Genomic DNA, 23,447 nt, shown 5'->3' with positions numbered 1-23,447 from the left:
GCTTCATGGGCCCTGGTGATTCCATTCGCGCTCGTAGTAATGCACCAGTTTCTGGTTGTTCAGACGATTGACCTCGGCCGGCACTGCCTGCATATCAGGCGGGAAATAGAACAGGCTGGGCATGGTGTTTGCCTGTATGAATCTAAGTCCGCTCACTGCGATGCTGGCCGGTGGCTGATAAGCAAGGTGGCTGGCGATCACATACCCCCATTCACCGAAAGAGGGCACCAGTGCGTGATAAGGGTAGGTGTGCAAACCGGAGCTGGCAATGGTATTGACTATGCACCAGTACGACTGACGGGCATACAGGGGGGAAGTCGACTGGATCACAGCCAAACCATGCTGTGACAAATGGGCCGCAATCAGTTGGTAAAAACTGGTGGTATATAGCTTGCCCAGCGCAAAATTGGTCGGGTCAGGAAAGTCCACCACGATAAAATCATAAAACGCTTGCTGCTGGTCTAGCCAGACAAACGCATCTGCGGTGACCACCTGTACTTTGGACGAATCAAAAGCATGAGCGTTGAGCTGGCTTAAACGAATGTTGCTCTTGAAAATATCCGTCATTTCACGGTCTAAATCAACCAGTGTCACCTGTTCAATAGAGGAGTATTTTAATATTTCTCTTAAGGCCAGACCGTCTCCTCCACCCAGTACCAATACCTTGCGCGGATGTGCGATCGCACTCAGGGCAGGATGAATCAAGGCTTCGTGATAACGGTACTCGTCGCGTGATGAAAACTGCAAATTGCCATTCAAAAATAAGCGAGTGTCGTCATGCCATTGTGTCAGTACCATGCGTTGGTAACGTGTGGATTTGGAGAACACGATACGGTCCTCAAACAGCATTTCTTCACTATAGCGCGTCAATTGTTCGGCGAAGACTAATCCGGCAAGCAGACTCAGGCTGGCAAAAGAAGCGGAAACCAGCAAAGCCCGTCGTTGCCGCAGTTGTGCACTGAACAGATGCATGGCCCAAAATGACACTAAAATGTTGAGCAGGCCAAAAACCAGGCTGGTACGCATCAGGCCTAAATGAGGAATCAGCAGCAAAGGAAAAGCCAGCGAGACCGCCAATGCGCCCAAGTAATCAAAGGTCAGTACTTTGGATACCAGCTCTTTCAGGGTCAGCGATTGCTCCAGGATGCGCATGACCAACGGGATCTCCAGCCCGACCAGCATGCCAATGACAAACACCAGCAGGTAAAGTATGGCATGGAATGCCAGGCCACCGTTGTAACCGATCTGTGAAAAAGCCAGGAACAGGATAACTGCGGAAAATCCGCCTATAAGCCCAACCAGCAACTCCAGTTCTATAAAGCGTCTGACCAGGTCCTGATTGATATATTTGGAGGCCCATGAACCCGCACCCATGGCAAACAGGTACACGCCAATCACCGTCGAAAACTGGGTGACCGAATCACCTAGCAGGTAGCTTGAAACGGTGCCTGCGACCAGCTCATATACTAAACCGCATGAAGCAATAATAAAAACTGAAGCAAACAGGACCTGCCGCAAGACTTTGTCATGCACCGGCCTGATGCTATCAGTCGATGACGAAGTACTAGCCATGTATGGCCGCTGAAATAATCATCGCAAGACCGATACACATGGCAGCTACGACCACTGCCAGCGAAAGGTTGTTTTTTTCAATGATTTCACGCCACAGCTGATAGGGTGTGATTTTGTCGATAATGATAAATCCCAACCAGAAAATCACGATGCCTAATAGTGAAAAAATGACTGAGTTTTGCAGATTGGTAATTAAGAGACTATCCATTATGCTTCCTTTCGTTTATTTATGATTTGACTCATGCGAGCCGCCTCTGTTGACATGCACTGCATCATCACTTTGCCAGAAGGGCGCGCCGTCATATTGCAGCTTGCAGAAGTAGGCAAGCGCCAGAATTGCTGTCAATTGGTAAAGTCTGAGCCACATGGTGTGCTATATCCATCAAGTATTCAGCGGGTGATCACTCAACGCCCAGCGTCGTTGTTCAAAATTGGAATTGTGATAATAAAAAATTGCCGGGCCTATACAGAGAAATGCCAGCAAGAACCAGAAGTTACGCCACAAAGGCACGTTGCTTATCACCCTAATCTGCTGCGATTTAATTGCGGAGCTCATGCTGTAGCTGCGTTCACTTTCGGTTTCGACTTGCAATTGATAGCGACCGGCAGGAACAGCGCTGAAAATCACTTCGGCCCGGCTATCGTTTTCCCGCCAGTACTCGCCGCCATCATAGCCTGAATAGTCACTGATCTCACGGCTGCTGCTGTAAGTGAGCCCATTTTGCAGGTTAACCAGTGTCAGGCTGGAAAATAACCAGCTATTACTCAGGGCGCCATCTATCTTGATCACGACATTGCCATGCTGCGTGTGTATCTCAAAAGGCTCGCTTTCTAGTGAGGCGGTTTCAGGGTTGAGGGTGCGGTAATTTGACCAGTCGCTACTGTCGACAGCGTTAACTTGCATGATGCTGTTGAATACCAATTCTTCGCGTGATTGCATCACAAACCAGCTGTGCAAAGCGATGGCGAGCAGCATGAACAGCAAAGTGTTGCTTACCCAGGCAGACACCGATTGCGTGTAGGGGCAAGGCTGATTGGCGAATACGCCTTGCGGCTGCATCAGCTGCAGATGCTCTCCAAAGGCTGTATTGACTTGCTCTGGCGTCAGATACTCTCCCTGACTCCACTGGATCTCCTTGCCCTGTGTTTCTTTACTGAGCAGATAAGGCGGTGCAATGTAGTCTTCCAGAGAGGCTTTATCGCCGGCTTTGACCAGCCAGTAAAACTCTCCGGCAACCAGGTCTATTTTGGCATTGTATTTGGCAAAATGCCGGTAGCGGTGCTTTTCCAGTGTTGCCAGCGTGCCCTGTGAATAATCTTTACTTAATACTGGTGCTGCGACCAGGGGCTTGAGCAGGTTCCAGTGTCCCTGGCTGCACACCAGCCAGCGAAAGCCGTAGCCTGGGTGATGTAACAGGAACTCTTCCCAGTAATAGGTCAGGCCCTCCCAGGTAGAAGACCGTTGCAGATAGCCGATCACCGTAAAATCAGCTTTTTCAAAACGGCCTGTACTTCCCAGCGGTATAGTCAGATGATGCAATTGATCCAGCTTTTTCTTCTGCTTGATCAGAACGGCGATTCTTTCATTGCGCGCGTCCAGAATCGTCGCGCAATGCGGGCAGGTGATGGTAAGCGCGCGCTCCAGTCTGTTGGGCAGGCTGCCGGCACACGACGGACAGTCCAGCTGACGGCTGGTAACCCTCACCGCCATTTGTTCTATGTCGCGCAGGTTTTGCAGGTGCAAGGTCTCCAGTGCAACTGCCTGCCCAAGATAAAGAGCGGCTTTGCCTGCCTGATATTCAAGTGAGGCGTAATGTTGCGCTGCCGCCAGTTCTACAAAGTGTATGGTTTTGCCTACGGGGACTGCAGTAGAGAGCTCGCCTTGTCCGGCAATGCATTGCGCCTCCTCAATGCGGATGATTGACATGCGCTGGCCCTGTATCGGCACGCTGAGGTCGGGGACGCAGCGCTCCAGCGGCAAGTCTGGTATGCCGTCAAGCACCTCAAAACTTAAGGTATAAGTGCCTGAGGCTTCTGATAGCCAGCCGGTCTTGCCGGTGTCGAATAGCAAATGCCAGCTGTTCCAGACGCCGCTACTATGCTCAAACTGCATGCGGCCAATGACAGAAAACCCATCCCCGGAGTACAGGCCGCTACTGCCTATCTGCAACAGGCTGTGGTCAGGCAGCAACTCTGCCATTTTCCCCAGGTTTTCCAGGTTGACATCGCTTCTGAGCAAGGTGCTCTGGCAATATTCGCACACCATGAGCAAGGTGCTGCTGGCCCGAAACTGAACTCTGGCGCCACAAGAAGGGCACTGACTATAACGTAACACGGGTACTACGCTTTATTTGAGTTGGCTCAGTAGTTCTGCCTTTTTGGCATCAAACTCCGCCTGGGTGAGTACACCTTTGGTGACCAAGCCATGCAGTTTCTCTAGTGTGGCTATAATGTCATCGTGTGAGATGGCGGATGCTGGCGGATTGAGACCATTGTTTGCCGGGGGTGTCATTGCTTGCGCCATATTTTGTGCAATGGCAAAGCCTGCACCCAGGCCAGCCCCTGCGCCGGCGACGCCACCTTCATTTTGCGCGGCCATCGGGATGGCATCTGCGACCTGGTATTGTGTGTAGCGATTCAAATCGCCGACCATATTCATGCCTATGCGCTTATCCAGCACCGCTTGCAGGTCTTCAGGCAACGAAATATTCTCCAGCGCCAGGTTGTCCAGCATCAGGCCATAGCGGGCAAATATGGGAGCCATATGCGTGCGTAAGCTATCAGACAGTTTGCTTTGATTGGCAGCCATATCAATAAACGGTACTTGGCTGTTGGCAAACAGCTGGGTCAGTTCGGCAATCATCAAGTGACGCAGCTGACCATCCAGCTCATCAACCTTATACACCTCCCGGGTACCACAAACCTCTTTATAAAAAAGAGTGGTATCAGACAGGTGGTAGCTGTAGATGCCGAAAGCGCGCAGTCGGACCATGCCAAACTCCGGGTCGCGCAGTGTGATCGGATTCGATGTTCCCCATTTGCGGTCAAGCTGCAAACGCTTGCTGAAAAAAATCACATCAGATTTGAAGGGGGACTCAAATAACTTGTCCCAGTGCTTTAAATTGGTAAGCAGGGGCAGGTTTTGGGTATTCAACGTATGCAGGCCGGGATTAAAGCTGTCCGCAATGATGCCTTCATCTATGAATAGTGCACTTTGCGAATCGCGCACCGTAAGTCGTGCACCGTACTGAATTTCCATGTCCATCATTGGATAGCGGTAGGCCAGTACTCCGTCACTGTCTTCTGTCCACTGAATAACGTCAACAAACTGTTTCTTTACAAAGTCAAAAATACCCACGTAAGCTCCCTGCTGTTTTTATATGCTGTATCTTTTATATGCCTTACCTTGGCTTGGACGCGAATTCCTATACAATGCGAGGCGACCAATCATTGTTAATATACTTCAAATTTAGTGACTGCTGTGTTGCATAAGTTAGCATATGAAAAGATTACACTATAGTGGCCTGCATTTAATAGCCAATTTGCATAAAGTAGATCATGCGATCATGGCGATGACTGATTTAACTACATGCAAAAGCGTATGTGTAGATGCCGTTAGAAAAGCAGGGCTGACTATTGTCGGAGAGTGTTTTCATGACTTTGGTGATCAGCAGGGAGTTACCGGTGCTTTGGTGCTGGCTGAATCACATTTGGCAATACATACGTGGCCGGAGTCTGGCTATGTGACATTAGATGTGTTTGTATGTAATTACAAAGACGATAACTCAGAAAAAGCCAGGCAATTATTTGAATCGCTTATTGAAGCATTCGGCCCAGGAAAGGTGCAACGCTCTGAGTTGCAAAGAGAATAGAAAACGCCGGAATATTCCGGCGTTTTGTTTTTCAGCAATTCTGAAATCAGCGTTGATGCAGTGGCACAAATTCCCGGCGCGCTTCGCCCACATACAGCTGACGGGGACGCCCGATTTTTTGTTCCGGGTCTGCATTCATCTCGCACCACTGCGAAATCCAGCCAGCCGTACGTGCCAGCGCAAAAATGGCGGTGAACATGGAGTTTGGGATGCCCATGGCGCGCATGACGATACCACTGTAAAAATCGACATTCGGATACAGTTTGCGTGAAACGAAGTATTCGTCTTCCAATGCAATTTTCTCCAGCTCCATTGCCAGCTTGAACATAGGGTCATCCTGCAAACCCAGTTCATTCAGTACTTCATGGCAAGTCTTGCGCATGATGGAAGCACGTGGATCCATGTTGCGGTAGATACGGTGGCCAAACCCCATCAGGCGGAAGCTGTCGGTTTTATCTTTGGCGCGATTGATAAACTCCCCGATACGACTGATGTCACCCATTTCTTCCAGCATGTTCAGTGTGGCTTCGTTGGCGCCGCCGTGTGAAGGGCCCCACAGCGAGGCGATGCCGGCTGCGATACAGGCGAATGGATTGGCTCCACTGGAGCCGACCAGACGCACGGTAGACGTAGAAGCATTCTGTTCGTGATCTGCGTGCAGGATCAGGATACGTTCGAACGCGCGCGCTAGGATAGGGTTAGGCACGTATTCTTCACAGGGCGTGGCGAACATCATGTGCATGAAATTCTCGGCGTAACCCAGGTTGTTTTTCGGGTACATAAACGGTTGGCCGATATTGTATTTGTAGCTCCATGCTGCAATGGTCGGCACTTTTGCCAGCAAGCGCATTGCCGCGCGTTTGCGCGACTCCGGGTTGCTGACATCATTGTTGTCAGGGTAAAAAGCAGCCATCGCGCCGACGACGGCTATCATCACAGCCATCGGGTGAGCGTCGCGCCTGAAGCCGCGGAAGACATTACTCATCTGGTCGTGCAACATGCTGTTTTTGCGGATTGCGTTGACGAACTCTTCACTCTGGGCGGCATTTGGCAGCTCGCCATGTAACAGCAGGTGGGATATTTCCAGGAAGTCGCAATTTTCCGCCAGGGTTTCAATAGGGTAGCCGCGGTAATACAGCAAACCTTCTTCACCATCAATAAAGGTGATGCCAGAATCGCAAGCCGCCGTGGACATGAATCCCGGGTCATAAGTGAAAATGCCGTGTTTGCCCAGGCTGCGGATATCGATGACATCGGTACCTAGCGACCCTTTCAGGATCGGGAGTTCTATTGCGGGGGTGTCGTTATCAAAAGAAATGGTCGCTTTGGTTGCCATAACATACTCAAAATGGTGTAGACGGGTTAAGACTAAATTATACGCAATCAACTCTCCAAAATGCGCACTTGCGGGGAGATTGAAAGTGAAAACACGGAAAAAGCTGTCAAAACATGCACCAGAATTAACCGCTAGCATGGTGCAGTTGCACTGCTTGCGTGAAAAATCCGCTACGCGGAATAGATGGCGCCGAGCACTCGTGGGCCGCGTGCGCCAGTAACTGCCGGAAGGTTGCCACTCAAGCCATCGACACAGCATTGCGCCAGCCACGCAAACGCTACTGCCTCTACCCAATCCACCTCTACGCCAAGTTTGTCGGTTGGCTCAATGCAGCAGCCAATCAGTGCGGATAAGCGCTCTATCAATAGGCCGTTATGCGCACCGCCACCGCAGACATAGGCCTCGTCTATAGCCGGACAAAAGCGTTTGATGGCATCGGCAATACTAAGCGCTGTAAGCTCCAGCAAGGTTCGCGCGATATTTTCCGGGCGGTCATCAACCACGTTTAAATGTTGCGCCAGCCACTGTTGGTTAAACAAATCCCGTCCTGTACTTTTTGGTGCAGCCTGCGCCAGATAGGGTTCAGCCAGCATGGCTTCTAATAAAACACTATTTACCTGTCCGCTGGCAGACCAGGCGCCATTGGCGTCAAAGGACTGACCTGTGTGTTGTTGCGTCCATTGATCGAGCAACATATTGCCGGGGCCGGAATCGAATCCGGTCACTTGTCCATCCACCGGTAACCACGAGATATTGGCAATGCCGCCGATGTTGATAATAGCTCGGTTTTTAGTAAGGCTCGCAAACACCGCCTGGTGAAAGGCCGGTACCAAAGGTGCGCCCTGACCGCCTGCTGCAATATCCCGGCTGCGGAAATCACCTATTACTGTGATATTCGTCAGTTCTGCCAGCCGGGCATGGTTACCTATTTGTAAGGTATAAGCCTGGCCATCTGGCAGGTCTGGACAATGGCGTATGGTTTGTCCGTGGCAGCCAATCGCGGTAATTGCTGATGCCGGCAATTGGCTTTGCTGCAAAATTTTTAATACAGACTCTGCGTAGAGCTCGGCCAAACTATTTGCCATCAGTGCTGCATCATGCAGTTCATTGATGGCAGGTTGGTGCAACGCCAGCAATGCCCGTTTGATGACGGATGGGTATGGTACAAATGCCTGGTCAACTTGTTCAAAGCGATCACCGGTATGCGCGACCAATGCCGCATCAACACCGTCCAGGCTGGTGCCTGACATGATGCCAATAAAGTAACGCGTATCGGGGACTGCTGACTGTGAAATCATAGGCCCACATAGTAACATCGTCGCGGGATATGCCTACAGTAATGCACCAGATTACGTTAAAATAGCCGCTTTAATTTAAACCATGCTGTTAAGAAGTATCTTCGCTAACAGCGTGACAGAAATGTATTTATGACAGACTCAAAACCTTCAGCCGAGGCGATCAGCACGGAAATTTCCCCCGAGATTGCCAAAGCACTGGCTATTATCAAACGCGGTGCGGATGAATTGCTGATCGAGCAAGAATTGGTTGAAAAGCTCAAAACCGGTAAGCCACTGCGCATCAAGGCAGGTTTTGACCCAACCGCACCTGATCTTCATTTAGGCCATACGGTACTTATCAATAAATTGCGCCAGTTGCAGGATCTTGGTCACCAGATCTTATTCCTGATCGGTGACTTCACCGGCATGATAGGTGATCCCACTGGTAAAAGCACTACCCGCCCGCCGCTTACGGTAGAGCAGGTCAAAATCAATGCGGACACTTACTCAGAGCAAGTATTCAAAATCCTGGATCCGGCTAAGACTGAAATTGTGTTCAACTCCAAATGGTTGAGCGAGCTTGGTGCAGCTGGCATGATTAAACTGGCTGCCAGCCTTACTGTGGCGCGTATGTTGGAGCGTGATGATTTTTCCAAGCGTTTCAAAGGTAATCAGCCGATTGCGATTCACGAGTTTTTATACCCGTTGTTACAGGGCTACGATTCTGTCGCCTTGCAGTCCGATCTGGAGTTGGGCGGCACCGATCAAAAATTTAATTTGCTGATGGGCCGCGAGTTGCAGAAGCAGGCAGGAATGGCGCAGCAGTGTGTGCTGATGATGCCATTGCTGGAAGGTCTTGATGGCGTTAATAAAATGTCCAAATCGCTGGGCAACTATATTGGTATCAGCGAGGCACCCGAATTAATTTTTGCCAAAATCATGTCTGTCTCCGACACGCTGATGTGGCGCTATATTGATTTGCTGTCTTTTGCCTCATTGGAAACCATCGCCGAATGGAAGGCGCAAGTTGCCGGTGGCGAAAACCCGCGTAATATCAAGGTAGGTTTTGCGCAGGAAATCGTAGCCCGATTCCACGGTCAGGCAGCAGCAGAAAAAGCACTGGCAGATTTCCAGACGCGCGCCAAAGGTGGCATCCCTGATGATGTGCCGGAAGTGGAAGTGGCCATTGAAGGCGAGAGTATTGGTATCAGCCAGTTACTGAAACTGGCTGGCCTGGTAGAAAGCACCAGTGAAGCGATGCGTGCTATTCAACAAGGTGGCGTGAAACTGGATAGCGTAAAAGTGGAAGACAAAAATCAGCAATTGGAAAAAGGCGTGGTGGTGGCCCAAGTTGGCAAACGCAAGTTCGCCAAAATAACCATTAAGTAATAACTGCTTGAAAGTAAAAGGCCGCTTTTTAGCGGCTTTTTTCTGGAAGATAGAGATTACGTTTTAAAGTGACTTACGCAAATTGGCGGGTGGAATGCTCAATGATTCACGATATTTGGCAATGGTCCGGCGCGCTACCACAATGCCCTGTTGGGCCAGGGTGTCGGTAATCTGATTATCTGATAATGGTTTTTTGACGTTTTCTTCTGCAACCATTTGTTTGATCAGTGCGCGGATCGCCGTCGCCGAGCAGGAGCCGCCAGCATCTGTGGCAACCGAGCTGCCGAAGAAGTATTTCAGTTCATAAACACCACGTGGTGTGAGCATATACTTATGCGTAGTCACCCTGGAAATGGTGCTTTCGTGCAATTCGAGTTCTTCAGCAATCTCACGTAATACCAGCGGGCGCATGGCAATGTCACCGTGCTCAAAAAAGTTGCGCTGCCTATCCACAATTGCTTGCGATACGCGCAATATGGTCGAGAAGCGTTGCTGGATATTCTTGATCATCCATTTGGCTTCCTGCATCTGGCTTTGCAGATACTGGCCGGAACTCTCACGATTACGTTTAAGGATGTCGGCATACATCTGGTTGATGCGCAATTTAGGGATCACGCCGTCATTCAGGGTTGCCACCCAGATGCCTTTGATTTTTTTGACCACCACATCATGCTGGATAAAATGATCGTGGCTGAAATTGGAAAATTCGCTACCCGGCCTCGGGTTTTGCTGGCGGATTAGTTGTTGCGCGCCTTTGAGTGAGGCTTCATCGCAACTCAATTGTTTGCGCAGCTTCACAAAATCTTTATTGGCAAGTAGTGCCAGGTGATCTTTGACCAGCGCGATGGCGGTTTTCAGGTAGGGCGTATCCGCAGGCAAGGCATTAAGTTGCAATAACAGGCACTCACGCAAATCGCGTGCGCCTATGCCGATCGGGTCGAGATTCTGGATCAGCTTGAGTGCGGTTTCCAGTTCGAGCAAGTCAACCTCAAGTTCCAGCGGCAGGTTTTCAACAACCTCCTGCAGATCCTGTTCGAGATAGCCGTCATCATTAATGCTGTCGAGCAGCAGTTTAACCAGGCTCATATCGCGGTGTGATAAATGCGCCAGCTGAATCTGGTCTATGAGGTGCTCACGCAAGCTGATGCTGCTGGCATCCTGGCGGGAGAAATCGCCGTCTTCATCGTCATTATTGTTGCGGCCTGCCTCGTCCCAATTGCTGGTACTGCCAAATTCGCCATAATCATCTTCAAATTCCGGCGGTGTGAATTCTTCATTAAGGTTGGGTAATTCGCCTTCATTACCGCTAAGGTCATCCCGTAATTCTTCACGCAAAGTATCGGCTGGCGAAGAGATATCCTGCTGAATGGCTACGTCAAATGAACTGGCATCTTCCACTTCAGCCTGAGCCTGCAACGGTGCATCGGGCGTGTTATCTTCAAACTCGCCTTCTTCATTGTCAGCCATTTCCAGTAAAGGATTTTCCTGCAAGATGGCTTCCAGCTCCTGGTTAAGTTCCAGCGTCGACAATTGCAACAGACGGATAGACTGCTGCAACTGTGGCGTAAGAGCCAGGTTTTGCGACATGCGTAATTGCAGGTTTTGCTTCATAACAAATTACAGCCTAAAGTTTTTGCCCAGATATACTTCACGTACACCTTCGTTCTGGATGATTTCATCCGGCGTACCCGCGGCAAAGATGGCGCCTTCATTCACGATATAAGCGCGGTCGCATATATCCAGCGTTTCACGCACGTTATGATCTGTGATTAAAATGCCTATATTCTGGCTGCTGAGGTAACGGATAATTTTCTGGATCTCGATCACCGCAATCGGGTCAATCCCGGCAAATGGCTCATCCAGCAGAATAAATTTCGGGTCAGTTGCCAGGCAACGCGCGATTTCAACCCGGCGGCGCTCACCCCCTGACAAACTGACAGCCTGGCTATTGCGGATATGTTGGATATGTAGCTGATCCAGCAATGATTCCAGTTTGGCTTCACGTTGTTCAGAGGTATAAGGACGGGTTTCCAGTATCGACAGAATATTATCGGTCACAGACATCTTGCGAAAAATGGAGGCTTCCTGCGGCAGGTAGGCCAGACCCATACGCGCACGCTCATGCATGGGGGCGTGGCTAACATCGGTGCCATCCAGGGTGATACGGCCGTCATCCAATGCCACCAGGCCAACAATCATGTAGAAGCTAGTGGTTTTGCCTGCACCATTCGGACCCAGTAATCCGATCACTTCACCACTATGCAAATCAAGCGTGGTGTTTCTGACGACGGTACGGCCCTGATAGGTTTTTTTTAAATGGCTGACGCACAAATGGCTGTTGTCTGGAGAAACGGTTGTTTGCATATTGCCAGTCTTTACTGTGATTCTTTCTTGGATCCGTTTTCAGGTGCATCGGGTACCGGTTCAGTCCTTAATTGCAACGAGCGATTCATCCGTAACCCTTGTTGGGTATTAGATTTGTTATCTAACACTGGTGGGGTTGTTTTGTTTTTTGGCTGTATGGTAGCTTTCACGCGGCTGTTGGCGGTGCCATTCGGGTTTGCTTTAGTGCCACCGATCACTTCTGCATATTCGGCATTGGCGTCATAACTGATGTAATCACCCGTCACTACGTCTTCTCCACGTTTGACCCAGGCATTGGTATACAGTTGCACTTTATCCATGCGGGCATTGTATTCAATGCGCTGACCACTGCCTTGCATCCACTCATTTTTGCCGGTGCGTTTCTGTTTGAACGTGGTTGGCGTGCTAGGAGTGCCGGTACAAGTGCTATGCTGGAAGCCATCCTGGTCTTCACGTACTATCATCTTGTCGGCCTTGATTTGCAAAGTACCTTGGTTCAGGATCACATTACCGGTATAGACGCTGATTTTTTTCGCATCGTTGACGCTGACGGTATCGGCTTCCAGTTCTATCGGCTGGTCACGATCTGACTCCTCAGCCCAACCGGTAGCTGAGCATAGCGTGCCCAGCATCAGGCAGGTAACATAAAATAATTGCGTGCGCGTTTTCAACTCATCTCTCCAGAATCATCGACTCTTAGTACTTGTATTTTTGCTGGTGCCGCTTTTAGCTGGCTTGACCACAGCCTTTGTGGGTGCTGCATCGGGCGCTCGCTCATAATGAACATGCACCCGGTTAAATAATTGCATGGTTTCCGATTTTTTATCAAAACGCATACCGGTACCGGTAATCACTGTCGCCGGTTTCTGATGGATGGTAACGGGCAAATCGGTATAAGCAATATCCGTATCCGGCTCTACGAATAACTTCTCGGTAAGCATTTGCATTTCACCTTTTTCAGCGGTGGCCTGGCGAATCACTTTGACCTGTTTGTCAAACTCCACCAGTTTACCATTGCCGGATATTTTGCCGCGCTGACCGTGAATCTGTGTGTATGGCGACTCTTGTCCAAACTGGGTAAAACGCGGCCTGTCCAGTTCAGTGTGGTCACTATCCGGGTAGTGGCGCATCTGCGCAGCAGCCAGCACATATTTTGTTTTTCCAGTCGCATCGGTGCGCGTGCTTACAAAGTTATACAGCATGTAATCGGGCGCATGACGGCTCAGACCAGTCACGCGCGCCGCTTGCTCTTGCACTGTTTGGTTAATCCAAAAAGTCAGCAGCGCCAAAAACAGCATCAAACCAATCGGCAGCAGAATCGGATATTTAAGCATGCGTAAAATCTCTACCTGTCTGCCTAAACGACTTTCGCCTTGAGCAAGTCATGCATATTAAATGCGCCTACCAGTTGCTGTTGTTCGTTCACAGCCAGGAAACCATTGATTCTGTACTGCTCCATCAAACTGACGGCTTCAACGGCCATTTGCCGAGCGCCCAGCAATCTGGGCTGCTTGCTCATCACATTTAAAATAGGCGCCTGGTGATCCGTGAGTCCCTGTACGAACAGGCGTCTTAGGTCGCCATCGGTAAATATACCGGTCGGTTTTTGTTCAGCATTCACAATGGCAGTAAACCCCATGCCTTTGCTGGTGATTTCCTGGATTGCCTGCTGTACAGTGGCTTTTTCACTGATACTTGGAATAGCATCGCCAGTGCGCATCACATCTTTAATCCTGACCAGTAATCGGCGGCCAAGACTACCTCCAGGGTGCGAACGGGCGAAGTCTTCGGCAGTAAATTCGCGCAAGTCAAGCACGCATAACGCCAGTGCATCGCCCAAAGCCAGTGCCGCGGTGGTGCTCGCGGTCGGTGCCAGGCCTAGCGGGCAGGCTTCATGGCCAACTGCAGCACTTAAATGTACTTCCGATTCACGTGATAAGGTTGAATCTTGGGTGCCGGTAATGCTGAGAATACGGGCGCCAATGCGACGGATAGCAGGCAGAATATTGATGATTTCATCACTCTCGCCCGAGTTGGAAAGCGCAATGACCACATCTTCTGCGGTAATCATGCCGAGGTCACCATGGCTGGCTTCAGCCGCATGCATAAAAAATGCTGGGGTCCCTGTGCTGGCGAGTGTAGCTGCAATTTTGCCGCCGATGTGGCCGGATTTTCCCATGCCGGTGACAACAATACGGCCGCGGCAGTCAAGAATCATATGGACCGCAGCTTCGAACTCAGCGCCCAGGCGTCCGGCCAGCTGGCGGATCTCATCTGCTTCGTGCAATAACACATTGCGCGCTTTTTCTACGATGCCAGAACTTTCAGCAAGTTTGACACCTGATTTTGCTATACTCATGGTCACTAAGTATAGCAAGTGACAGCCCCGGCAAGAAAGCGAATCTAGGCTTTTTTACCGTTTTTTTAATATCAGGCACATTTTTTGCATTGAACAAAAGTTTTGTGGCGGCATAATTAAGCTGACATAATCCGGTTTTATAATAAATTAACGACCACAAGCGGCGTATTCTCTGTATATCGGCAATGTGGTCTAAATCAGTGGTTTTAATTAGTTGCTTAGAATTTTTGCATGTTTGACTCCCTAATCCATTTACTTTTATTGCTCACCAGTTCGGTATTTGCCGTCGGTTTGTTCCGCATATTGGGACTGCCGGCAATACTGGCTTACTTTATGATCGGCATCGTCCTCGGTCCGCACACATTGGGCCTGCTTGAGGATGAAGAAACCGGTCGCCAGGTAGCTGAATTCGGCATTGTGTTCCTGATGTTTAGCATAGGCCTGGAATTCAGCCTGCCCAAGCTATATGCCATGCGTAAAACCCTGTTTGGTCTGGGTGGGGGGCAAGTGATTCTCACGCTGGTTGTCAGCCTGTTGCTAGGCAAAATGGCCGGGTTAAGCCTGACTACTGCTTTTATTATCGGCGCAGCGTTGACCATGTCATCTACCGCCATCGTTTCAAAAATTCTGATGGAACGCGTAGACCTCAGCTCACGTCATGGACGTTTGAGTATCGGGGTATTGTTATTCCAGGATCTGGCAGTGATTCCAATTCTGGTGCTGATTCAAACATTGGGTGCGCACAGTAATAACTGGCTGGATGTGCTTGGCCTGACATTGTTGAAATCTTCAGTCCTGCTATTCCTGTTATTCAAATTTGGTAAGAATATCCTCAACTTCTGGTTTGAGCTGGTAGCCAAACAGCGTTCACGCGAACTGTTTGTATTAAACGTGCTGATGGTGACCTTGCTCATGTCGGCAGCCACCAATTTTGCCGGTCTATCTTTCGCGCTGGGTGCCTTTGTCGCTGGCATGCTGATCTCAGAAACCAAGTTCCGCTACCAGGTGGAGTCGGATATCGCGCCTTTCCGCGATATTCTGCTCGGCTTGTTCTTTATCAGTGTCGGTATGTTGCTGGATGTCAGGGTCATTCTTGAACATGCAGGCTTAATCGTTGTGTTGCTGGCGGTTTACCTGATGTTCAAAATAGCCCTGATTGCTTTCCTGACCAAATTCTATGGCTTTGAAATGGGTGTTGGTGTGCGTACCGGCATTATCCTGGGCCAGGCAGGTGAATTTACTTTTGTGATTCTGGCTTTGGGTTTGCAAACGCGCCTGATCGATGGAGAGGCCCTGCAACTGGTGTTGTCCGTGGCTATACTTTCGATGCTGGTGGCGCCATTTATTATTCAGTACAACGGCCGTATCGCGCGTTACCTGGTAAAAAGCTATACCCGCAATAGTATCAAAGGCGTTGACACTATCCAGGAGCACAGCCAGGAATTAAGTGGTCACGTTATTATTTGTGGCTATGGCCGTAGCGGTCAGTATCTGGGCCGTTTTCTGCGTGAAGAAAATATTCCCTATGTTGCCCTTGATATGGATGCCAGCCGCGTGCAGGAAGCCGCGTCTGCCGGTGAAAACGTGATTTATGGTGATGCCAGCAGGCGTTCAGTGATGGAAGCCGCTGGACTGGGTCGTGCCAAGGCCGTGATTATCAGCTATGCCGAAACACGTGCCTCCATGAAGGTGCTGGATGTGATCAAGGAACGCCATCCTAACCTGCCGGTGATTGTGCGCACGCATGATGACAGCGAGATGGATGAGTTGCGCGCCGCCGGTGCCGCTGAAGTGGTGCCGGAAATTCTCGAAGGCAGCCTGATGTTAGCTTCGCATGCCCTGGTTACCCTTGGGGTGCCGCTAAATCGGGTGGTCAAACGGATCCGCCTGTTCCGCGAAGAACGCTACAAAATGTTCAAGGGTTATTTCCGCGGTGTCAGCGATGCCGATGCGTCTACTGCCTCTTTGCCACAACTGCACTCGGTGGAAATGTATAAAAATTTCTATGCGCATGGCTTACGGCTGGATCATGTTCCGTTTGAAGATTTTGCGGTCGAGGTTAAACAGCTACGCCGCCCTAACATGCCGGAACCTATCGTCCCGCGCGGCGATATCGTGCTGAACGAAGGTGATGTGCTGGTATTGCTGGGCAGTAATGCCGCCCTGATCGCCATGGAAGTCTATTTGATTTCCGGCCGCAAACCCTAGAAAATCCACCCCTGATTTCAAGCAGGCTGCTAACAGTGTAAAGTCTGCAGCCTGTTTAATTTAATTCCCATTTAATCCACTGTTAGACACACGCGTTTTTTCCTGAAAATTCTTTAATGGCAAACACTTCGGTATTAGTTGTGGGCGGCGGCATTGTCGGCTGTTTGACCGCCATGCAATTGCGCAAGCAAGGGCATGAAGTCACGGTGGTAGAGCGTAATGTTATCGCCGCGCAAACGTCGGGGGAATCCTCCTGGGCCGGGGCGGGTATCGCGTTTCCGCTGTTGCCATGGTTTTACCAGGATGTGGTCAACGAATTAGCACTGGCCGGTGCCAGGGCTTACCCAGCAATCAGCGCCGAGTTGTTTGCAGAATCCGGCATTGATCCTGAATGTATTCAAAGTGGCATGCTGATTCAGCCATCCTTTGAGCGCGAACTGGCATTGGCATGGTGTAGCAAATTTGGCCTGGCAGTAGAGGCGCATGGCGAAAACCTGCTGATCCCTGAAGTGATACAAATCCGTAATCCTCGCCTGTTGCAATCCCTGAAAGCCTGGTTGATTAAACACGGCGTCAAGTTACGTGAGCAAACCCGTTTAATGCCATTGCAAGAAGGGCAATTGCCTATCAGTGGCTGGAAAACTACTGAAGATGAAACCTTGTACGCGGATACCTACGTAGTCACTTCAGGCGCCTGGAGCTTTGAGTTGCTTAAACAGACTGCCCTTACGCTGGATATCAAGCCCATGCGCGGACAGATGCTGCTATACCAAATGCAACCTGGCTTGTTGCCGCATATTGTTTACCGGAATGGTTTTTATATGCTGCAACGTGCGGATGGCCACTTGCTGGCGGGCAGTAGCCTTGAGGATGTCGGTTTTGATACAGGTGTGACCGAGAGCATGCGGCTAGAAATGCAGGAGAAGGCAGAGGCAATATTGCCAGAATTGCGTGGGCAGCCGATTATCAAACACTGGAGTGGGTTGCGGCCGGGGACGCCGCATAATATCCCGATGATAGGACGGCATCCGCAGATTGAGAATTTGTATTTGAATACCGGGCATTTTCGCTATGGGGTGACGATGGCGCCGGAGTGTGCACGGAGAATTGCCGCGTTGATTGCCTGACAGTGCGGCATGTGCAGTACATAGCTTACGGCAGGCCTGTGCGCAAATCATAAGAACAGCAAGGGGTCGTCATTCTGGCGGAGGCCAGAATCCAGGCAGCATTATTGCTTGGCTCAGGTCCTTTAAAGAGAAGAGTGCCGTACTGGCTGGAAGTCTTAACTTGGAATTCACTATTCCTTTTTTCGCCATTAGGCGAGTTACTTTTCTTTGCTTGCCCAAAGAACAAGTAACCAAAAGAAAGGGCACCCTAGCTTCCGCTTGTTTCCTGCGTTGCTCGTCAAAATAAGCGGAAGCTAGGGTGTCCTGTTCTTTACCTTCTTTCTTATGAACAAGCATAAGAAAGAAGGTCGCCTAGGGGCGAAAAAGAATGACCACCAAGCTAAAAAAATGAGAATTGCTTTTTAAGCTAATCTTTAAGAGTTAGCATTAGAAGCTAAGCTGACGTCAGCAAGAATTTAATTACCACTGTTCTCAGCAGCTACCCAATCCCCACTCTTCCCGCCATGCTTTTCCAGCAATCGAATACTATCCATCGTCATGCCACGATCTATCGCCTTACACATATCATAAATCGTCAGCAAACCCACCTGAACCGCCGTCAATGCTTCCATCTCAACCCCCGTCTGCCCGGTAGTTTCACACTGCACATGGCAAACAACACGATGATTAATTTCATCTGTCACAAAGCTCACATCAACACGACTTAAGCTAAGCGGGTGACAAAGCGGAATCAGATCGCTGGTTTTTTTACTGGCCTGAATGGCTGCAATCCTCGCAATTCCCAGGACATCGCCTTTTTTTGCATTACCTTGCAAAATGGTATGCAATGTCGCCGCTTGCATATGAATGCTGCCTTCAGCAATGGCCACACGTTTGCTGTGCGCTTTATCGCCAATATCGACCATATGCGCATGGCCCTGTGCGTTGAAATGCGTTAATTCGGACATGGTGAAAAATGATGAACTCAAGCGGTGAAGCCGTTATCATAACAAGTTTGGGTCAGCGGTCTATGCTGATTCAGGAATAATGTGATTTTCAGGATCGTTTTTACTCAAAGGTACATGGTTTTTAACCCACTCAAATTTTTTGATCCATACTCGCGCCGCACACTTGGGCGATGGAGTGTGACGTTGGCTTTGCTGATGCCATCCGGGTTCCCCATGCTGGCAGAAAGTGCGGTTGGCCAGTTTTCCGGTAAACCTTATGAGCCCGAGCTGGATTTAAATTTACCGGCAGACTCTTCCAACCAGTTGCCTGAACTGGGGGATGCTTCGCAAACCGTATTGTCTGCGCGCGATGAGGAAAAAATCGCTAACCAGATTCTCAAGCAGGTGGCTGTGAGCCAGGATGTATTTGATGATGCCGAGGTCACTGATTATTTACAGGCATTAGGCAAGCGTCTGGGGGCCAGTAGTCCGGACAAACAGCAGAAATTCTATTTTTTTGTTTTGCAGGATAAAAGCATTAATGCGTTCGCGATGCCTGGCGGTGTGATCGGTGTGCATACCGGCCTGTTTACATCATCCAATAGCGAGTCTGAACTGGCGAGTGTGCTGGGACATGAAATCGGTCATGTTACCCAGCATCACCTGGCGCGTATGCTGGCCTCGCAAAAATACGATATGTTCAAGAATATTGCTGCGACTGCGCTGGCTTTGCTAGTGATGAGGTCAAATCCGCAAGCGGGGATGGGCGCGATGACAGCGGCGTCGGCTGCCGGTATCCAGCGCCAGATTGATTATACGCGTGAGCATGAGCGTGAGGCGGACCGTGTTGGCCTGACTATCTTGCAGGATGCCGGGTTTGACGTACGCGCCATGCCCGCTTTTTTTAATACCTTGCAGCGGGCGACGCGTTTTTCTGATGGCAATATGCCTAGTTATTTGCGTACTCACCCGATGACCAGCGAGCGGATTGCCGATATGGGTAACCGTGTGCAAAACCTGCCTTATAAACAGGTTAGTGAAAACCCGGCTTTTTCGTTGATGCGGGCAAAAATTCGCGCGTTCCAGGGTTCTCCAACGCAAATGGTGGAAGAGTTCAAGAATAACCTGGAGGAAGGCCGATTCCAGAATGAGCAGTCCGAACACTTCGGGTTGGCGTATGCTTATTTACGGGCGAACCAGGCAAAAAATGCCCAGCAGGAAGTGCAATGGCTGGAGCAGCATGGCATGGTCAATCCTTACATTATTACCCTGAAAGCGGTGACGTTGGCCAAGCTCGGCCAGGTGCCAGAAGCGCAAGCGCAGTTTTTACAAGGTCTGCAACGTTACCCGCAGCATAGAATATTTGCCCAGGGCCAGGCGGAGTCATTGATTAATAGCAATCAGTGGGCGCCGGCAGTGAGTTTTATCCAAAAGCAGCTGCAAACGTTTCCTGATGATCCCAAACTGTATGAATGGCTGGCCGCGGCTTACCAGGGGCAAGGCAAGCAAATGCTGAGACATCAGGCATTGGGTGAGGCATATGTGCGCAAATACGATTTGCCGCGTGCGGTAGATCAGTTTGAAATCGCCAGTAAAGCCAAAGATGGGGATTTTTATTTGCAATCCAAAGTCGAAGCTCGACTGAAGGCGCTCCGTTTGCAGCAAGCATTGGAAAAAGATGATGACAAAGGCTAACTGGTTGCAGGAGAGTTAAATGCAAAGACGGACACTATTAAAGGGCTGTTTCGCCTTGGCGACGTTACCGTTCTGGATGATGATTCAGAAAGTACAGGCTGCCACCTGGTTTGCGCAGGCGTTTGAAGCCAAGCACACTGCCGAAGTCATGGCTGAATTGCAGGCGAAATCAGTACCGGTTTCGCAGGAGATTCATATCGAAGCACCACAAAAAGCCGAAAATGGGGCGGTGGTGCAAGTGGAGATTTCCAGCCAGCAGCCTGCGGGTAGTGTCAGTAACATGCGTTTGCTGGCAGATGCCAACCCGACGCCGCTGATTGCCAGTTTTGAGTTGGGCAAGCAGGTATTGCCTAAGCTGGTGACGCGCATCAAGCTGGCGCAATCGGGTGAATTAATCGCCTTAGTGCAGAATACTGGCGGCGAATTTCATCAACAACGCCGTGATGTGATTGTGCTGGAGGATGGCTGTGCAGGTAGTGAGCGCGAAGAGCCATTCGCCAGCAGCATGAAAATGCGCGCAAGGCCACTTGCAGACGGGCCGTTAGGCAAGAACATTACCGAGCTCAAGATTATTATCGTGCACCCGATGCGCACCGGTCGCAGTAAAAATGACGATGGGCAATTGATGCCAGCGCATTTCATGCAGCTGATGCAGGTAATACTGAATGGAGCGGTCATTGTCGATGCGCAAACCGGCACCGGCATTTCGCGTAACCCCTACTTTACGTTTTATTTGAAAGACGCCAGAATTGGCGATGTGATTGCAGTTAACTGGCAGGATAATCGCGGTTTCAGCGGCCACGGTGAAGTCACCGTATCACTTTAATTTTTGATAAGTAATTTTTATCATTAAAATTAAAACAATCAATTATGCATATGTATTAAAGTTGTCTACAATGCATTCATTCGCTTAAACAAACAAAGTTTAAATAGCAGTATCAGATCACTAGTTAAGTGAAACAACGTTTTAAACCATTATTAAAAGGAGAGCACAATGTCATTGATTAATACACAAGTTCAACCATTCAAGGCCCAGGCATTTCACAACGGTAAATTTATCGAAGTGACTGAAGAATCTTTAAAGGGCAAATGGTCTGTATTGATTTTCATGCCGGCAGCGTTCACGTTTAACTGCCCTACAGAAGTTGAAGATGCCGCTGACAACTACGCAGAGTTCCAGAAGGCTGGTGCTGAAGTGTACATCGTGACCACCGATACGCATTTCTCCCACAAGGTTTGGCACGAGACTTCACCAGCCGTGGGTAAAGCAAAATTCCCGTTGGTTGGCGACCCGACTCACCAATTGACACGTGCATTTGATGTGCATATTGATGAAGAAGGTCTGGCATTGCGCGGTACTTTCGTAATCAACAACGAAGGCGTGATCAAGACTGCTGAAGTACACAGCAACGAAATCGCGCGTGATGTAAAAGAAACTTTGCGCAAGTTGAAAGCGGCACAATACACCGCTGCCAACCCAGGCCAGGTTTGCCCAGCCAAATGGAATGACGGTGCTGCGACATTGACACCATCACTGGACTTGGTAGGTAAGATTTAATCTCTCTGAGATTAGTTTTAGCATCGCCCTGCGAGAGCAGGGCGCTCAGGTAAAGTCACTAAAAGCTTAGCGGGTTTACCTGAGCTTCCCCCAACCGTTTTAAATGCCATGTGGAATGGCCAGGGCTTCTTGCCGCCTGAAATAAGGGCAGGATTTTGGAGAATAAAAATGTTAGACGATACCTTAAAGACACAACTGCAAACCTACCTTGGTATGCTGCGTCAGCCTATCCGTCTGATCGCATCCCTGGATAACAGCGACAATGCCGCAAAAATGCGCGAATTGCTGCAAGAGATTACCGCCTTATCGGACAAAGTCAGCCTGGATGAAACTGGCGATGATGCGCGTAAACCTTCATTCGTGATCGCCAAGGAAGGTGAAACGCATGGCGTGCGCTTTGCAGCGATTCCTCTGGGTCATGAATTCACCTCATTGGTGCTGGCCTTGTTGTGGACCGGCGGCCATCCACCAAAAGTGGAGCAGGATGTGCTCGACCAGATCAAGGCGCTGGATAGTGACCTGAACTTTGAAGTGTATATGAGCCTGTCTTGCCATAACTGCCCGGATGTTGTGCAGGCGACTACCTTGATGACGGTATTTAATCCGCGCATCAATGTGACGGTGATTGATGGCGGCCTATACCAGGACGAAGTGAACGAGCGCAACATCATGGCGGTGCCAGCCACTTTCCTGAATGGCGAGATGTTTGCTTCTGGCCGCATGCTGGTGGAAGAGTTTCTGGCGAAAGTGGACACTGGCGCGGTAGCGAAAGAAGCTGAAAAACTGAATGCCAGAGAGCCATTTGATGTGCTGGTGGTGGGCGGTGGCCCGGCTGGCGCTTCAGCGGCGATTTATTCTGCACGTAAAGGTATCCGTACTGGCATCGTGGCGGACCGTTTTGGCGGCCAGGTCAACGACACGCTGGCGATTGAAAACTTTATTTCGGTCAAGGAAACTGAAGGGCCTAAATTGGTGGCAGCGCTGGAAGAACACGTGAAAACTTATGAAGTCGACATCATGCCGTTGCAACGTGCAGTTAGTCTGGCTGAGCCTAAACAGACCGACCAAAAGCATGGCGGCCTGATTGAAGTGAAGCTGGAAAGCGGCGCGACCTTGCGTAGTAAGTCAGTGATTCTGGCAACCGGGGCACGCTGGAGAAACCTGAATGTGCCTGGTGAAGCAGAGTACAAAAACAAAGGCGTTGCCTATTGCCCACACTGCGATGGCCCGTTGTTTAAAGGCAAGCACGTGGCAGTGGTTGGTGGTGGTAACTCCGGTGTTGAAGCGGCGATTGACCTGGCCGGTGTAGTGGGCCATGTCACTTTGCTGCAATTTGATACCGAGCTGAAAGCGGATGCCGTGTTACAACGCAAATTACGCACTCTGGAAAATGTCACTATTCTGACCAGTGCACAAACCACTGAAATTACTGGTGATGGCACCCGTGTCAATGGTTTGACCTATACGGACCGTGTCAGTGGCGAAAGCAAGCATGTAGCCCTGGAAGGTGTATTTATCCAGATTGGCCTGGTACCGAACACGGACTGGCTGAAAGGTACGATAGACTTGAGCAAGTATGGTGAAATTGAAATTAATAACCATAATGCGACTTCGTTGCCGGGTGTATTTGCAGCGGGGGATGTGACAACGATTCCCTACAAGCAAATCGTGATTGCAATGGGCGAAGGCTCGAATGCTGCTCTGGGCGCATTTGATTACCTGATTCGCCAATAAGTCATGTAATAATAAAAAAACCTGCTTCGG

General features: G+C 49.9%; 20 protein-coding genes. 8 read left to right on the top strand and 12 right to left on the bottom strand.

Going from position 1 to position 23,447, the window contains the following annotated elements:
- Nucleotides 1-3: 3 nt before the first annotated feature.
- The 4 genes from LPA26_RS13270 to LPA26_RS13255 form a co-directional block, all read right to left on the bottom strand.
- Complete coding sequence (locus tag LPA26_RS13270) at nt 4-1,572, bottom strand: polyamine aminopropyltransferase (RefSeq protein ID WP_229008703.1); 1,569 nt, start codon at nt 1,570-1,572, stop codon at nt 4-6.
- A complete protein-coding gene (locus LPA26_RS13265) occupies nt 1,565-1,780 on the bottom strand; it encodes a DUF350 domain-containing protein (RefSeq protein WP_229008702.1) in 216 nt (71 codons plus the stop codon). The genes LPA26_RS13270 and LPA26_RS13265 overlap by 8 nt, the downstream gene beginning before the upstream one ends.
- A gap of 174 nt (nt 1,781-1,954) precedes the next feature.
- On the bottom strand, nt 1,955-3,907 hold the full coding sequence (locus LPA26_RS13260) for a DUF4178 domain-containing protein (RefSeq protein ID WP_229008701.1): 1,953 nt from the start codon (nt 3,905-3,907) through the stop codon (nt 1,955-1,957).
- A 12-nt stretch (nt 3,908-3,919) separates the two neighbouring features.
- Nucleotides 3,920-4,930 carry an SPFH domain-containing protein gene (locus LPA26_RS13255; RefSeq protein WP_229008700.1) on the bottom strand — a complete coding sequence of 337 codons (1,011 nt, stop codon included), beginning with the start codon at nt 4,928-4,930 and terminating at the stop codon, nt 3,920-3,922.
- Nucleotides 4,931-5,072: 142 nt separating this feature from the next.
- Between LPA26_RS13255 and speD the strand changes: the two genes are divergently transcribed.
- A complete protein-coding gene (gene speD / locus LPA26_RS13250; protein WP_229008699.1) occupies nt 5,073-5,444 on the top strand; it encodes an adenosylmethionine decarboxylase in 372 nt (123 codons plus the stop codon).
- Nucleotides 5,445-5,490: 46 nt separating this feature from the next.
- On the opposite strand, the gene gltA is transcribed toward speD, so the two are convergent.
- Both gltA and LPA26_RS13240 read right to left on the bottom strand, forming a co-directional pair.
- Nucleotides 5,491-6,780 (bottom strand): citrate synthase, encoded by a 1,290-nt coding sequence (gltA, locus tag LPA26_RS13245; protein WP_229008698.1) that lies wholly within the window; start codon nt 6,778-6,780, stop codon nt 5,491-5,493.
- A gap of 170 nt (nt 6,781-6,950) precedes the next feature.
- Complete coding sequence (locus tag LPA26_RS13240) at nt 6,951-8,078, bottom strand: anhydro-N-acetylmuramic acid kinase (RefSeq protein WP_229008697.1); 1,128 nt, start codon at nt 8,076-8,078, stop codon at nt 6,951-6,953.
- Between the two features lie 129 nt (nt 8,079-8,207).
- On the opposite strand from LPA26_RS13240, the gene tyrS reads away from it, so the two are divergent.
- Nucleotides 8,208-9,446, top strand: a complete 1,239-nt coding sequence (gene tyrS / locus LPA26_RS13235; protein WP_229008696.1) for a tyrosine--tRNA ligase — start codon at nt 8,208-8,210, stop codon at nt 9,444-9,446.
- A 63-nt stretch (nt 9,447-9,509) separates the two neighbouring features.
- On the opposite strand, the gene LPA26_RS13230 is transcribed toward tyrS, so the two are convergent.
- Genes LPA26_RS13230 through LPA26_RS13210 form a run of 5 tightly spaced genes read right to left on the bottom strand, consistent with a single transcriptional unit; the run spans nt 9,510 to nt 14,169 of the window.
- Nucleotides 9,510-11,057: an RNA polymerase factor sigma-54 gene (locus LPA26_RS13230; protein WP_229008695.1), complete on the bottom strand. Its 1,548-nt coding sequence runs from the start codon at nt 11,055-11,057 to the stop codon at nt 9,510-9,512.
- 6 nt (nt 11,058-11,063) lie between these two features.
- Nucleotides 11,064-11,810 carry an LPS export ABC transporter ATP-binding protein gene (gene lptB, locus LPA26_RS13225; protein ID WP_229008694.1) on the bottom strand — a complete coding sequence of 249 codons (747 nt, stop codon included), beginning with the start codon at nt 11,808-11,810 and terminating at the stop codon, nt 11,064-11,066.
- Nucleotides 11,811-11,821: 11 nt separating this feature from the next.
- Nucleotides 11,822-12,442 carry a lipopolysaccharide transport periplasmic protein LptA gene (gene lptA / locus LPA26_RS13220; protein ID WP_055829188.1) on the bottom strand — a complete coding sequence of 207 codons (621 nt, stop codon included), beginning with the start codon at nt 12,440-12,442 and terminating at the stop codon, nt 11,822-11,824.
- Nucleotides 12,443-12,496: 54 nt separating this feature from the next.
- Nucleotides 12,497-13,144 (bottom strand): LPS export ABC transporter periplasmic protein LptC, encoded by a 648-nt coding sequence (gene lptC / locus LPA26_RS13215; protein WP_055872107.1) that lies wholly within the window; start codon nt 13,142-13,144, stop codon nt 12,497-12,499.
- A gap of 23 nt (nt 13,145-13,167) precedes the next feature.
- Complete coding sequence (locus LPA26_RS13210; RefSeq protein ID WP_229008693.1) at nt 13,168-14,169, bottom strand: SIS domain-containing protein; 1,002 nt, start codon at nt 14,167-14,169, stop codon at nt 13,168-13,170.
- A gap of 231 nt (nt 14,170-14,400) precedes the next feature.
- Between LPA26_RS13210 and LPA26_RS13205 the strand changes: the two genes are divergently transcribed.
- Together LPA26_RS13205 and LPA26_RS13200 are read left to right on the top strand one after the other, a co-directional pair.
- Nucleotides 14,401-16,377, top strand: coding sequence for a cation:proton antiporter (locus LPA26_RS13205; protein WP_055828841.1), 1,977 nt, complete (start codon nt 14,401-14,403; stop codon nt 16,375-16,377).
- Between the two features lie 116 nt (nt 16,378-16,493).
- Nucleotides 16,494-17,504: an FAD-binding oxidoreductase gene (locus LPA26_RS13200; protein ID WP_229008692.1), complete on the top strand. Its 1,011-nt coding sequence runs from the start codon at nt 16,494-16,496 to the stop codon at nt 17,502-17,504.
- A gap of 455 nt (nt 17,505-17,959) precedes the next feature.
- On the opposite strand, the gene moaC is transcribed toward LPA26_RS13200, so the two are convergent.
- Nucleotides 17,960-18,451 carry a cyclic pyranopterin monophosphate synthase MoaC gene (gene moaC, locus LPA26_RS13195; RefSeq protein WP_229008758.1) on the bottom strand — a complete coding sequence of 164 codons (492 nt, stop codon included), beginning with the start codon at nt 18,449-18,451 and terminating at the stop codon, nt 17,960-17,962.
- 177 nt (nt 18,452-18,628) lie between these two features.
- Between moaC and LPA26_RS13190 the strand changes: the two genes are divergently transcribed.
- From LPA26_RS13190 to ahpF, 4 genes are all read left to right on the top strand, one after another.
- Nucleotides 18,629-20,125 carry a M48 family metalloprotease gene (locus LPA26_RS13190; protein ID WP_229008691.1) on the top strand — a complete coding sequence of 499 codons (1,497 nt, stop codon included), beginning with the start codon at nt 18,629-18,631 and terminating at the stop codon, nt 20,123-20,125.
- 19 nt (nt 20,126-20,144) lie between these two features.
- The gene (soxZ, locus tag LPA26_RS13185; protein WP_229008690.1) at nt 20,145-20,951 is read left to right on the top strand and encodes a thiosulfate oxidation carrier complex protein SoxZ; all 807 of its coding nucleotides are present in this window, start codon (nt 20,145-20,147) and stop codon (nt 20,949-20,951) included.
- Nucleotides 20,952-21,119: 168 nt separating this feature from the next.
- Entirely contained in the window at nt 21,120-21,683 is a 564-nt protein-coding gene (ahpC, locus tag LPA26_RS13180) for an alkyl hydroperoxide reductase subunit C (protein WP_055828833.1), read from the top strand.
- 168 nt (nt 21,684-21,851) lie between these two features.
- The gene (gene ahpF, locus LPA26_RS13175) at nt 21,852-23,417 is read left to right on the top strand and encodes an alkyl hydroperoxide reductase subunit F (protein WP_229008689.1); all 1,566 of its coding nucleotides are present in this window, start codon (nt 21,852-21,854) and stop codon (nt 23,415-23,417) included.
- The last annotated feature ends 30 nt before the right edge of the window (nt 23,418-23,447 follow it).

Source organism: Methylophilus sp. Leaf408 (assembly GCF_916856905.1).
Taxonomy (GTDB): Bacteria; Pseudomonadota; Gammaproteobacteria; order Burkholderiales; family Methylophilaceae; genus Methylophilus.
Note: the sequence above shows the minus strand (reverse complement) of the source record. Positions and strands in the feature narration are given on the sequence as shown.

Excerpts from the sequence above, each read along its gene's own strand:
- lptA (WP_055829188.1), bottom strand. The coding sequence starts at position 12,442 with ATGCTGGGCACGCTATGCTCAGCTACCGGTTGGGCTGAGGAGTCAGAT.
- gltA (WP_229008698.1), bottom strand. The coding sequence starts at position 6,780 with ATGGCAACCAAAGCGACCATTTCTTTTGATAACGACACCCCCGCAATA.
- lptC (WP_055872107.1), bottom strand. The coding sequence starts at position 13,144 with ATGCTTAAATATCCGATTCTGCTGCCGATTGGTTTGATGCTGTTTTTG.
- ahpC (WP_055828833.1), top strand. The coding sequence starts at position 21,120 with ATGTCATTGATTAATACACAAGTTCAACCATTCAAGGCCCAGGCATTT.
- LPA26_RS13210 (WP_229008693.1), bottom strand. The coding sequence starts at position 14,169 with ATGAGTATAGCAAAATCAGGTGTCAAACTTGCTGAAAGTTCTGGCATC.
- moaC (WP_229008758.1), bottom strand. The coding sequence starts at position 18,451 with ATGTCCGAATTAACGCATTTCAACGCACAGGGCCATGCGCATATGGTC.
- LPA26_RS13270 (WP_229008703.1), bottom strand. The coding sequence starts at position 1,572 with ATGGCTAGTACTTCGTCATCGACTGATAGCATCAGGCCGGTGCATGAC.
- LPA26_RS13265 (WP_229008702.1), bottom strand. The coding sequence starts at position 1,780 with ATGGATAGTCTCTTAATTACCAATCTGCAAAACTCAGTCATTTTTTCA.
- LPA26_RS13230 (WP_229008695.1), bottom strand. The coding sequence starts at position 11,057 with ATGAAGCAAAACCTGCAATTACGCATGTCGCAAAACCTGGCTCTTACG.
- ahpF (WP_229008689.1), top strand. The coding sequence starts at position 21,852 with ATGTTAGACGATACCTTAAAGACACAACTGCAAACCTACCTTGGTATG.
- speD (WP_229008699.1), top strand. The coding sequence starts at position 5,073 with ATGAAAAGATTACACTATAGTGGCCTGCATTTAATAGCCAATTTGCAT.
- LPA26_RS13205 (WP_055828841.1), top strand. The coding sequence starts at position 14,401 with ATGTTTGACTCCCTAATCCATTTACTTTTATTGCTCACCAGTTCGGTA.
- tyrS (WP_229008696.1), top strand. The coding sequence starts at position 8,208 with ATGACAGACTCAAAACCTTCAGCCGAGGCGATCAGCACGGAAATTTCC.
- LPA26_RS13200 (WP_229008692.1), top strand. The coding sequence starts at position 16,494 with ATGGCAAACACTTCGGTATTAGTTGTGGGCGGCGGCATTGTCGGCTGT.
- soxZ (WP_229008690.1), top strand. The coding sequence starts at position 20,145 with ATGCAAAGACGGACACTATTAAAGGGCTGTTTCGCCTTGGCGACGTTA.
- lptB (WP_229008694.1), bottom strand. The coding sequence starts at position 11,810 with ATGCAAACAACCGTTTCTCCAGACAACAGCCATTTGTGCGTCAGCCAT.
- LPA26_RS13240 (WP_229008697.1), bottom strand. The coding sequence starts at position 8,078 with ATGATTTCACAGTCAGCAGTCCCCGATACGCGTTACTTTATTGGCATC.